Annotated in this window: 9 protein-coding genes; 8 read left to right on the top strand and 1 reads right to left on the bottom strand. The window is 63.4% G+C overall.

What is annotated here, in order from left to right; all coding sequences use genetic code 11:
- Window positions 1–2: 2 nt before the first annotated feature.
- From GN330_RS01200 to GN330_RS01165, 8 genes are all read left to right on the top strand, one after another.
- A complete protein-coding gene (locus GN330_RS01200; RefSeq protein WP_156710744.1) occupies window positions 3–986 on the top strand; it encodes an NADPH:quinone oxidoreductase family protein in 984 nt (327 codons plus the stop codon).
- Complete coding sequence (locus GN330_RS01195; RefSeq protein WP_156710743.1) at window positions 983–2,023, top strand: zinc-binding dehydrogenase; 1,041 nt, start codon at window positions 983–985, stop codon at window positions 2,021–2,023. The genes GN330_RS01200 and GN330_RS01195 overlap by 4 nt, the downstream gene beginning before the upstream one ends.
- A 96-nt stretch (window positions 2,024–2,119) precedes the next feature.
- Window positions 2,120–2,995, top strand: a complete 876-nt coding sequence (locus tag GN330_RS01190) for a branched-chain amino acid ABC transporter permease (RefSeq protein ID WP_156710742.1) — start codon at window positions 2,120–2,122, stop codon at window positions 2,993–2,995.
- Between the two features lie 7 nt (window positions 2,996–3,002).
- The gene (locus GN330_RS01185) at window positions 3,003–4,103 is read left to right on the top strand and encodes a branched-chain amino acid ABC transporter permease (protein ID WP_156710741.1); all 1,101 of its coding nucleotides are present in this window, start codon (window positions 3,003–3,005) and stop codon (window positions 4,101–4,103) included.
- Window positions 4,100–4,888, top strand: a complete 789-nt coding sequence (locus GN330_RS01180; RefSeq protein WP_156710740.1) for an ABC transporter ATP-binding protein — start codon at window positions 4,100–4,102, stop codon at window positions 4,886–4,888. The genes GN330_RS01185 and GN330_RS01180 overlap by 4 nt, the downstream gene beginning before the upstream one ends.
- Window positions 4,885–5,697, top strand: a complete 813-nt coding sequence (locus tag GN330_RS01175; protein ID WP_156710739.1) for an ABC transporter ATP-binding protein — start codon at window positions 4,885–4,887, stop codon at window positions 5,695–5,697. The genes GN330_RS01180 and GN330_RS01175 overlap by 4 nt, the downstream gene beginning before the upstream one ends.
- Window positions 5,698–5,720: 23 nt before the next feature.
- The gene (locus tag GN330_RS01170; protein ID WP_156710738.1) at window positions 5,721–7,631 is read left to right on the top strand and encodes an AMP-dependent synthetase/ligase; all 1,911 of its coding nucleotides are present in this window, start codon (window positions 5,721–5,723) and stop codon (window positions 7,629–7,631) included.
- Window positions 7,632–7,657: 26 nt separating this feature from the next.
- A complete protein-coding gene (locus GN330_RS01165; RefSeq protein ID WP_156710737.1) occupies window positions 7,658–8,833 on the top strand; it encodes an ABC transporter substrate-binding protein in 1,176 nt (391 codons plus the stop codon).
- Window positions 8,834–8,904: 71 nt separating this feature from the next.
- On the opposite strand, the gene GN330_RS01160 is transcribed toward GN330_RS01165, so the two are convergent.
- The gene (locus GN330_RS01160) at window positions 8,905–12,024 is read right to left on the bottom strand and encodes an efflux RND transporter permease subunit (protein ID WP_156710736.1); all 3,120 of its coding nucleotides are present in this window, start codon (window positions 12,022–12,024) and stop codon (window positions 8,905–8,907) included.
- Window positions 12,025–12,033: the final 9 nt, after the last annotated feature.

The raw sequence follows: 12,033 nt of genomic DNA, 5'->3' as shown, positions 1-12,033 counted from the left end.
TCATGAAAGCGATCGTTGCCCGCGATTTTGCCCCGCTCGACCGGCTCGAATATGCCGACTGGCCGGAGCCGGAGGCGAGCGGCCATATGGTGGTGATCGAGGCCGACGCGATCGGCGTCAACTATCCCGACGGGCTGCTCGTGCAGGGGCTTTATCAGATGAAGCCGCCAGTGCCGTTCGTGCCGGGCATGGAGGTGGCGGGCACGGTGACAGCGGTCGGCGATGCGGTGACCACCGTCAAGGTCGGCGATCGGGTCGCGTCGGTCTCCTCGCACGGCGCCTATGCCGAGAAGGTCGCCGCGCACGAAGACACGGTGATGCGGTTGCCCGACGGGATGAGCGACGCCGACGCCTGCGCGCTGCTGTGCGGCTTCGGGACGTCGCACCACGCCCTCAAGCAGCGCGGCAAGCTCGTTGCAGGCGAGACATTGTGCGTGCTCGGCGCGGCCGGCGCGACGGGGCTTGCGGCCGTGCAGATCGGCAAGGCGATGGGCGCGCGGGTAATCGCCGTCGCCTCCAGTGAGGAAAAACGCCGGATCGCCCTCGATGCGGGCGCCGATCTGGTGCTCGGCTACGACAATCTCAAGGAGACGCTGAAAGAGGCGACAGGCGGCAAGGGGGTCGACGTCGGCTACGACCCGGTCGGCGGCGAGGCTTTCGACGCATTGGCGCGCGCCATGGGCTGGGGCGGTCGGCTTTTGGTGATCGGCTTCGCCTCCGGCACGATCCCGAAATTTCCCGTCAATCTCGCTTTGGTCAAGGGATTCAGCGTCGTCGGCGTCTTCTGGGGCGCGTTCACAGCCAGGGACCCTGCCGCCTATGCCGCCAACATGCGCGAACTTGTCGGCTGGTACCTTGACGGCAAGGTCAAGCCGGTGATCGAGGGCGAATATCGGCTCGCCGACGCCCCGGCGGTGCTCGCGCGGGTGATGAACCGCGGCGCGGCCGGCAAGCTCATCCTGAAACCCGAGAGGCACGTCACATGACGATACCAGCCACCATGCGGGCGCTTTTGCTGAAACATGACGGCTATTCCGCCGCGCCGTCGGATGCCTCGCTTGCCGACATGGCGTCCTTCGTCGAACTGGGCGAGATCGGCGTGCCCGAGCCCGGCCCGAGCCAGGTGCTGGTGAAGGTCAGGGCGGCGTCGATCAACCCGTCGGATGTCATGTTCGTCAAAGGGCTCTACGGCCAGCCGCGCCACAAGGGCCAGCCGGCCGGTTTCGAGGGCGTCGGCGAGGTCGTCGCGGCCGGTTCGGACGCTGCCGGGCAAAAACTTGTCGGCGCACGTGTCGCCTTTCCGACCGGCCTGTCGAACTGGGGTTCGTGGGCCGATTACGCGATCGCCGAGGCGGCGGCCTGCATTCCGCTGATTGACGGCGTCAACGACGTCGACGGCGCCGCCATGATCGTTAACCCGCTGACCGCGCTCGCCATGTTTGGGATCGTCAAGGAGGAGGGGGAGAAGGCGTTCGTGCTGACGGCCGCGGCGAGCCAGCTTTGCAAGCTGATCATGGGCGTGGCGGCCGAGGAAGGGTACCGGCCGATCGCCATCGTACGCCGCGACGACCAGATTGCGCTGCTGGAAAAGGCCGGCGCGGCGCATGTGCTCAATGCGACGGCGCCCGATTTCGATGCGGCGCTGAAGGCGGTGATGAAGAAGGAGCAGCCGCGAATCTTTCTCGACGCGGTGACCGGGCCGCTGGCCGGCCGGATATTCAACGCCATGCCGAAGCGGGGGCGCTGGATCGTCTATGGCCGGCTCGACACCGAGACGACGCCGATCCCGGAGCCGGGACAACTGATCTTCATGCACAAGCGCATCGAGGGCTTCTGGCTTACGAACTGGTTGCGCGCCGCCGCGCCCGAGCGCAGGGTCGGGGTTGTCATGGAGGCGCAGAAGCGGTTCGCCGACGGGCGCTGGTCGACGGACGTCACGGCGGTCGTGCCGCTCGACGAGGCGATCGCGCGCGTGCCGGGCGAACTCGCCAAGCCGAACGGCAAGGTGTTTATCGCACCCTGACGAAAGTGGGCGAGTTTGCTTGCGGGAACAGGCAAGTCGCTGGTACGGTTAAAAAAAACACGGCGAAGACCGTGACGGTGATGGGAGGAGAACGTCTTGGACGTCTTGCAGCTTGTTGTAAGCGGCCTCGCCAATGGGTGCGTCTACGGCCTGATCGCCTTGGGGTTCGTCCTGATCTACAAGGCGACCGAAGCCGTGAATTTCGCCCAGGGCGACTTCATGATGCTCGGCGCCTTCATCGCGCTTGGCCTGACCAATCAAGACTTCCTCGGCTGGCCGTTCTGGCTGTCGGTACCGATCGCGATCGTGCTGATGGGTGTGTTCGGCTATCTGCTCGACCTGTTCGTGCTCAGGCGCATGTTCGGCCAGTCCCAGATCGCGATCGTCATCCTCACCATCGCGCTCGGCTTCGTGCTGCGCTTTTTCGCCGGGTTGATCTGGGGGCATGAGCCGATCTCGCTGGAATCGCCGATCGCCGGCAAGGATGTGCGTTTCGGCGGGCTGGTGCTCGGCCTCGACGAGGTGATGATCATCGCCGTCACGCTGATCCTCACGATCGCACTCTATTTCTACTTCAACCGCACCAAGCTCGGCGTTGCGATGCAGGCCGCCTCGCAGAACCAGCTCGCCGCCTATTATATGGGCATACCGGTGATGCGCGTACATTCGCTGATCTGGGGGCTTGCCGGCGCGGTTGCCGCCATTGCCGGCATCCTGTTCGCCTCGAAGGGCTCGATCGACCCCTCGATCGGCCTGCTCGGCATCAAGGCTTTCGCCGCGGCGGTGATCGGCGGGTTCGGCTCGCTGCCCGGCGCGCTGCTTGGCGGGCTGATCGTCGGGCTGATCGAGCCGTTCTCGTCCTACTACATCGCCGCCGGCTATTCGCAGATCATGCCCTATCTGCTGTTGTTCCTGATTCTCATCTTCCGACCACACGGCATTCTCGCCCAGGTCCATCGGAAGAAGGTGTAGCGCGGCCATGAGAATCGTTTTCAAGACGTCCTACGACGCCGACATCAATTATTTCCGCCATGGCAACCAGGCGGTGTGGTATCTGCTTTTGACCGTGCTGGTGGTCTTGCTGCCGCTGTTCTTCGACACGTTCTGGGTCGGCGAGATGACCAACCTGCTGATCTGGGCGATCGCCGGCATGGGGCTGATGGTCCTGGTCGGCCAGACAGGCCAGGCGAGCCTCGGCCATGCCGCTTTCCTCGCCGTCGGCTGCTATGCCAACGTACTTTTGCAGGAAAGGCTGGGACTGCCCTTCATCCTGTCCTTTCCGCTGGCCGGCGTGATCGCCGGGCTGGCCGGCGTCCTGATCGCCATCCCGACCACCAAGCTGCATGGCATCTATCTGGCTATCGGCACGCTGGCGATCTCGATTCTCACCGACGACCTGATCGTCATCGCCGAACCGCTGACCAACGGCGTGGTCGGCCTGTTCGCGCCGACGATCAGCATTTTCGGACTGGAGATCGATCGCTACGGCAATCCGGAGCGGTTCTACTGGCTGGTGCTGATCGTCACGATCCTGGTGGTACTCGCCTATCGCAACCTGCTGCGCTCGCCACTCGGCCGCTCTTTCGCCGCGGTGCGCGATTCGGAAGTCTCGGCGCAGGCGATGGGTGTCAACATCGCCCGCACCAAGGCGGTTTCCTTCGGCATATCGACTGCGATCACTGGTCTGGCCGGGGCGCTGATGGGCCATTTCGCCGGCATCTTCAACAACGAGACCTTCAACATCATCATCTCGATCCAGCTTCTGATGATGATCGTCATCGGCGGGCTCGGTTCCATCCATGGCGCGTTTTTCGGCGCGATCGTGGTGGCGTTGATGCCGCAAGCGATCGCGATGGGGCGCGATTTCCTCACCGGTCTGACCGGCAGCGGGTCGATCGCCATACCGGGGCTGGAATCGGCGATCTTCGGCGCCATCTTGATCGGATTCATTCTGTTCGAGCCGATGGGCATTTACGGCCGCTGGGTGAAGATCAGGACCTATTTCGAGCTCTTCCCGTTCTACCGGCGCGACATGTTCAGGCGCCAGAAGAGCTATCTGAAGACGGAGCGCATGCGATGAGCCTGCTCGAAATCGACAATGTCACGCTTCGTTTCGGCGGCGTGGTGGCGGTCAACCAGGTCTCGTTTTCGGTCGAGGCGGGCGAGGTTTTCGCGCTGGTGGGCCCCAACGGCGCCGGCAAGTCGACCATCTTCAACCTGATTTCGCGCTTCTACGAGCCTGCGGAGGGCGACATCCGCTTCGACGGTAAGAGCATCCTGACGCGCCAACCGCACGAGATCGCCGGGCTGGGGATCGCGCGCACCTTCCAAAACATCGAGCTGTTCGAACAGGCCACCGTCCTGCAGAATCTGCTTGTCGGACGCCATCGCCACCGGCACTCCAACTTCGTCTCGGAACTACTGTTCACCCCCTTCGTGCGCGAGGAGGAGCGGCGCCACCGCACCGCGGTTGAAAAGGTGATCGATTTTCTCGACCTGCAGCCCTATCGCGAGAAGATGATCGCGGGCCTGCCCTACGGGGTGCGCAAGGTGGTCGAGATGGGCCGGGCGCTCGCGATCGAACCGAAGCTGCTGCTGCTCGACGAACCGGCCTCCGGCCTTTCGGTGGAGGAAACCCAGGACGTGGCCTTCTGGATCGAGGACATCAAGACCCAGATGGGCATCACCGTTTTGATGGTCGAGCACGACATGCATCTCGTCTCCTCGGTCTCCGACCGGGTGCTTGCACTGGCCGACGGCATGATGCTGGCGCTCGGAACGCCGGCGGAAGTCCAGAGCGATCCCAAGGTGATCGAGGCCTATATCGGCTCGGCCGACGACGCGGCGGAAAGGGAGGTCGCATGAGCGGCGCCACGGCAGCACAGGCACATCCCGTTCAGGCGCCGCAGGCTTTGCTGACGGTCAGCAACCTGGAAAGCTATTACGGGCCGATCATGGCGATCCGCGGCTGCAGCCTGGAGGTCCGCGAGGGCCAGATCGCGACTGTGCTCGGCGCCAACGGTGCCGGCAAGACGACACTGATGAAGACGATTTCCGGGGTCATGGACCCGGAAAAGGGGCAGATCGTCTATCGCGGCGAAAACATTGCCGGCGCGAGCCCCGACAGCGTCGTGCGCAAGGGCATCGTCCATGTGCCGGAGGGACGGGAGGTGTTTCCGTTGCTGACGGTCGAGGAAAACCTGAGAATGGGGGCCTTCACCCGCAGCGACGCTGGCGAAGTGCGCCGCGACGAGGAGATGGTATTTTCCTATTTCCCGATCCTGGCCGAGCGGCGCCGGCAGGCCGCCGGCACGCTGTCGGGCGGCCAGCAGCAGATGCTGGCGATCGGCCGCGGGCTGATGGCGCGTCCGACGCTGATGCTGCTGGACGAACCGAGCCTTGGCCTGTCGCCGCTGCTGGTGAAGGAAATCTTCAGGATCATCCGCCGCCTCAATCGCGAGCGGAAGGTGACGATGCTGCTCGTCGAGCAGAACGCCAAGGTCGCCCTGGAAGTGGCCGATTACGGTTATGTGATGGAACTCGGGCGTATCGTCATGGCCGACGACGCAAAGCGCCTGCTGCAGTCGAAGGACGTGCAGGAATTCTATCTCGGCGTCCAGCAGGAGACGCAACGCGGTCAGAAACGCTGGAAGCAGAAAAAGACTTGGCGCTGACGCGCTTGAACAGGGAGGACGCAATGACGATTGCCGAAAAACTGCCTCCGCAACAGACGGTTCACGGGCATAGTTTCAACGCGGACCTGTCGCGGGGGCCGTATGTGTTCGACGGTTGCGACACGTTGGTGAAGCTGTTTCGTCATCGCTGCCAGGAGCTGGGCGGTCGTGTCGCGCATCGTGAAAAGCAGTTCGGCATCTGGTTGTCCTACACCTGGGAGGATTTTTACGAGCATGCAAGGCTGATCGGGCTCGGCCTGCTCGCGCTCGGACTAAAGCGCGGCGAGGTGGTGTCGATCCTGTCGGAGGACAATAAGGAATGGATCTACACGGACCTCGCCGTCCAGTCAGTGGGCGGCATCGCGTCTGGGGTCTACACCACCGATTCGGCAAAGCAGCTGCAATATCTGGTCAACGATTCCGATAGCCGCTTCCTGTTCGTGGAAAACGACGAGCAACTCGACAAGTACTTGTCGGTCAAGGATGGGATGCCGGGGCTTGCCAAGGTGATCGTCTACGATGCCGACGGCCTGCACGGCTTTTCCGACGACAGGGTGATCTTCCTCGACGAGCTTTACCGGCTCGGGCGTGATTTCCTGAAGCGGAATCCCCAGCGTTTCGAGGAGGAGATCGCCGGATCGAAACCGGACGACACGGCGATCCTGGTCTACACCTCCGGCACCACCGGCCCGCCGAAGGGGGCGATGATCAGCCATGAAAACATCATCGTGTCGATCGCCGGCGCGGTCTTGACGCTGCCCGTCGACGAAACCGACGAACAGGTCTGTTTCCTGCCGCTGTGCCATATCCTGGAAAGGCTGATCAGCGTCTTCACGCCGATCGGCCTGCGCTCGACAGTCAATTTCGCCGAAAGTCCCGAGACGGTGTTCGACAATCTGCGCGAGGTCTCGCCGCACGTGTTCACGGCGGTGCCGCGCGTGTGGGAAAAGGTCTATTCGCGCATCACCATCATGGCCAACGAGGCGACGCCGCTCGGCAAATGGGCTTTCCGCCGCGCGCTCGCGGCCGGCATGGCACGCGCCGAAGCGCTGGAAAACGGGAAGACGGTTCCCGCTGCGACGCGGATGTCCTACGCCATCTGGGATTTCCTGGTGCTCAAGAACCTGCGCCGCATGCTCGGTTTTGACCGGCTGAGGCGGGGGACGACGGGCGCGGCCCCAATCTCGCCGGCGCTTTTGAAATGGTACCGGGCCGTCGGCATTACCGTGCTGGAAGGCTATGGCATGACCGAAAGCGCCGGCGTGATCTCGGTTAATCTGATCGAAGACAACAAGACCGGCACGGTCGGCCAGCCGGTCCCTGGCGGCGAGCTCCGCATCTCGCCCGAGGGCGAGATCCAGTACCGTGGCGCCAATGTATTCAAGGGTTACTGGAACAAACCCGACAAGACGGCCGAGACGGTGACTAAGGACGGCTGGCTCAAGACCGGCGATGTCGGACGGCTCGACAATCAGGGTTTTCTGACGATCACCGGACGGGTCAAGGACATCATCATCACCGCCGGCGGTAAGAACATCACCCCGGCCGAGGTCGAGAACCGGTTGAAGTTCTCGCCGTTCATCGCCGACGCGGTGATCATCGGCGACAAGCGCAAATATCTGACCAGCCTGATCATGATCGATCAGGAGAATGTCGAGAAATTCGCGCAGGACCGGCGCGTGCCGTTCAACGACTTCAAGTCGCTGTGCGCGGCGCAGGAAGTGCGCGATCTCATCGCCGGCATCGTCGCGGAGACCAATGCCGAATTTGCCCGTGTCGAGCAGATCAAGGATTTCCGCTTGATCGACGTGCTCTTGACGGCCGAAGATGAGGAACTGACCGCGACGATGAAGTTGAAGCGAAGTTTTGTCGAACAAAAACATAAAAAGCTGATCGACGATATGTATGGCCAGCCCGGCCATGCAAAAACCTGACCATAATTGCCAAGGAGGAAATACCCATGAGGAAGACACTGACCAGATCCATCCTCGCAGCCGCGATGGCGGCCGGGATGGCCTCGGCCGCCAACGCCACGCAGGGCGTCAGCGACGACGAGATCGTGCTCGGTTCCAACGGTGACCTGTCCGGCGTGTTCGCCGCCTTCAACGTGGGCGCCATCAAGGCGGCGCAGCAGGTGTTCGACGAGGTCAACGAAAAGGGCGGAATCCATGGACGCAAGATCCGCTTCGTCGTCGAGGATCACGGCTATCAGGTGCCCAAGGCGGTACAGAATTTCAACAAGCTGGTGAATTCCGACAAGGTCTTCGCCATGCTGCTCAATCTGGGCACGCCGCACAACATCGCCGGTTTCAAGATCATGGAATCGAAAGAGGTGGCGAACGTATCGCCGCTGACGGCCGCGCGCCAGATGATCGAAGGCGATACCACTTACAAATATACCGGCTTCTCGTCGTACTACGACCAGATCCGCGCTGGCGTGGAGTTCCTGGTCAAGCAGGACGACGCCAAGGAAGTGTGCGCGATGTATATTCCTTCCGATTTCGGCAAGGAGATCGAGGAGGGCGCCAAGAGCAAGGCCGAGGATCTCGGGCTGACCTGGGCGGCGGAGACCACGCACAAGCCTGACGAACAGGATTTCGTCGGCTCGATCCAGAAGCTGAAGGATGCCGGCTGCGACATCGTCGCCACTGCGCTTGGCGTGCGACAGACCATCGTCGCCTACGGCACGGCCAAGAAACTCGGCTGGACCGACGTCGCCTTCATCGGTTCGTCGGCTGGCTTCAACACCGCTGTCGCCAAGGTGCCAGGCGGGGTGACGGAAGGCTATTATGCAGCGGCGGGCTGGGTCGATTTCGAGGCCAGGATGGATGTTCCCGAGGTCAAGCAGTGGGCCGAAAGCTACGAGGCTTATGCCGGCAAGGCACCGGACACGGCCGCCCAGCTCGGTTACGGCGCGGCCAAGACGCTGGTCATGGCGCTTGAGGCCGCCGGAAAGGATCTGACGTCTGAAAGCTTCCGCACAGCCATGGAAGGCGTGAAGTTCCAGGATGTGGTCAACGACGTTCCGGTCGATGTCGGCGCCGACCATCAGGGCGGCGAACTGATCATCATTTCCAAGATCGTGGGCGACAAATGGGTCGAGGTCGGCCGCGTCGACCCGTCTCAGTCGAACTGATCGGCATGAGTTGAAGAATAGAGGCCGCGCGGCGATCGTCGCGCGGCCTTTACCATGCGATTGGAACGACTTTACTCGCCAGGCGTCGCCGCCGGACGCCGCGCCTCATCGATCTCCCTGTGCAGTCTGGCCTCTTCCTCGGCCTTGGGCGTCACGAGGTGGCCGAGCAGCAGATAGGCGACCGGCGTGAGAAACAGGGTCGAGACCGTTGCAAGTCCGAGGCCGCCGACGATCACCCAGCCAAGTGCGATCCGCGCTTCGGCGCCGGCCCCGCTCGCCATTACCAGCGGCACGCCGCCGACGATCGTGCAGATCATGGTCATCATCACCGGGCGCAGCCTGACATTGGCGGCGTTTTCGATAGCCTCGCGCACGGTCTGGCCGCGGTCGCGGAGCTGATTGGCGAACTCGACGATCAAGATGCCGTTCTTGGCCATGATACCGACCAGCAGCACCAGGCCGATCTGGCTGTAGACGTTCAGCGTCGTGCCGGTCAAAAGCATGGCGAAAACCGCGCAGGCGAGCCCGAGAGGCACCGTCGCCATGATGATGAGGGCACTGACGAAGCTTTCGAACTGCGCCGCCAGCACCAGGAGGATAATGATGATCGCGAAGCCGAAGGTCGTCATCATGCTTTCCGACTGCTCGCCGAGCGTGGCGGTTTCGGCAAGCGGGATGATGCGGTAGCCGGGCGGCAGCAGCGGTTCGGCGATTTCCAGCGCGCGCTCATAGGCCGGTCCGAGCGCGAAGTCGGCGTCGAGCGCGGAGGTGACGGAAACGGCGCGCATCTGCTGCTCGCGCGACAGCGATGGCGGCACGGCCATCTCGCTCAGCGTGGCGATGGTGGAGACCGGCACGAAACGGTTGTCGCGGGTCTTCAGAAAGATGTTTTCCAGATCGGTGGGGTCGTTGATCGGATTGGTGGTGGAGACCAGCTTCACGTCGAAGCTGCGGTCGTCGATGAACACCGTGCCGATCTTGCGCCCGTCGAGCATGGCCTGCAGCGCCTCGCCCATGCCGGCGATTTCGATGCCGAGGTCGCTCGCGCGCTCGCGGTCGATCCTGACGGCGAGTTGGGGTTGGGTGGTGTCGCTGGACAGGCGCGCCTGGCGAAAGCGCGGGTCTTTTTCCATCTCGGCTACGATCGCGGAAGCGGTTTCGTTGAGCACGGCGTAATTGGCGCCTGCGACGGCGAATTGCAGTCCGCTGCCGGCGCCGCGTATGCCCAGGCTGTTGGGCTGGAAGGCGAAGGCGCGCACGCCCGGCACCTGAGCGACCAGGGCGTTGGCCTCGTCGAGAATGTCCTGCTGGGAGCGCGCGCGCGCGTCCCACGGTGCGAGACGCATCACCAGAAAGCCGCTGTTGGAGGATCCGCCGGAGCCGGCGATGGAAAATGTGCTCTCGATCTCACCGTTTTCCTGTAACGGAGCGAGCAGGGCTTCGATACGCAGCATCTGGTCGGCGAAGTAATCGAGGCTGACGCCTTGCGGTGCCGAGACCCGCATGAACGCCAGCGAGCGGTCCTCGCGTGGTGTCAGTTCGGACTTGATGGTCGGATAGAGCAGGGCCGCCGATCCGGCGATTAGCGCCGAGACGACAACGACTACAAGCGGCGCGTCAAGGCAGACGCGCAGCACCCGCGCGTAAAGCCCGGACAGGCCGCGCCCGAGCGATCCCATCGCGCCGTGGTTCTGCGCCTGCTCGCTGGTGCGCAGGAAGCGCGAGGCCAGCATCGGGCACAGCGACAACGCCACGAGCGACGACAGGAATACGGAAATAGCCAGCACGAAGCCGAATTCGCGGAACAGGCCGCCGGTCTGGCCGGGCAGGAAGGACAGCGGCACGAAGACAGCGATCAAGGTGGCAGTGGTTGCCAGGACGGCAAAAAACACCTCCTCGGTGCCCAAGACGGCCGCCGCGCGCGGGCCGAGCCCCTGATTGCGACGCCGGACGATATTTTCCAGCACCACGATGGCGTCGTCGACCACCAGGCCGGTCGCCAGCACCAGCGCGAGAAGGGTCAGGATATTGATCGAAAAGCCAACGAGGTAGATGGCGGCCACCGTGCCGACCAGGGCGACCGGGATCGCCACGGCCGGTATGATCGTGGCGCGAAAATCCCACAGGAACAGGAAGATGATCAAAAGCACGACCGAGACGGCGATGCCGAGCGCAATCTCGACTTCGTGGATGGCGCCGGTGATGAAGGTGGCGTCGTCGCTGGTTACGTCGATCGATACGCCCTCGGGCAGGTTTTCGCGGATGCGCTCCGCCGCCTCGCGGATGCCGGTCGAGATTTCGAGCGTGTTCGATTGGGCCGCGCGGATGACGCCCATACCGATGCCGGTCTTGCCGTTGGCGCGTAATTGCGTCTCGCCGAGATCCTTGCCCAGGGTCACAGAGGCGAAGTCGCCGAGGCGGGTATTGCCCTTGACGACGATCTTCTCGAACGCTTCGGGCGTGGCGACCGTTGCCGAAGCGCGCACGATCAGGTCCTGGGTGTTGCTGGTCAGCGAACCTGCCGGCGCGTCGAAGGCCATCGACGCCAGCGCGTTGCGGACGTCGCCGACGGTCAGGCCAAGGCTGGCGAGTCGGGCCGGGTCGATGTCGATGCGGAAGATCTTGTCGCGTTCGCCATAGACCTGGATGTCGGCGACGCCGGTGACGGATGCGAGCTGGTCGACGAGTTCGTCTTCGACCAGCACCGTCATGTCCTGGACCGACATGGTCGCCGAGGTGACGGCGAGCCGCATGACCGGCTGGGCGTTGGAATCCGCCTTGATGATACGGGAGGCGTCCGCGTCCTCCGGCAGTTCGTGGGCGATCCGGCCGAGGGCGTCGCGCATGTCGGAGGCGGCCGTGTCGATATTGGCCGTGTCGTTGAATTCAACCGTCACCGTGCTGCGACCGAAGGAAGACGACGACGATATCCATTTCACGCCGGCGATCCGCGATACGGCGCCCTCGATCAGGCCGGTCAGTTCGCGGTCGATGGTTTCGGCCGAGGCGCCTGGATATTCGGTGCGAATGGTGATCACCGGCCGGTCGACTTCGGGCAGTTCCCGGATCTCGACACCGAGCAGGGCGGCAAGGCCGGCCACGGCAATCAGCGTGTTCATCACGAAGGCAAGCACGGGGCGGCGGACGAAAAGCGCCGTCAGGCCGAGTTCGGGATCGGTTTTCGTGCTCATTGCCCCCGT

The organism is Nitratireductor arenosus (assembly GCF_009742725.1).
Taxonomy (GTDB): Bacteria; Pseudomonadota; Alphaproteobacteria; order Rhizobiales; family Rhizobiaceae; genus Mangrovimarina; species Mangrovimarina arenosa.
The sequence above is the reverse complement of the archived record's forward strand: the minus strand, read 5'-3'. Positions and strand labels throughout refer to the sequence as shown.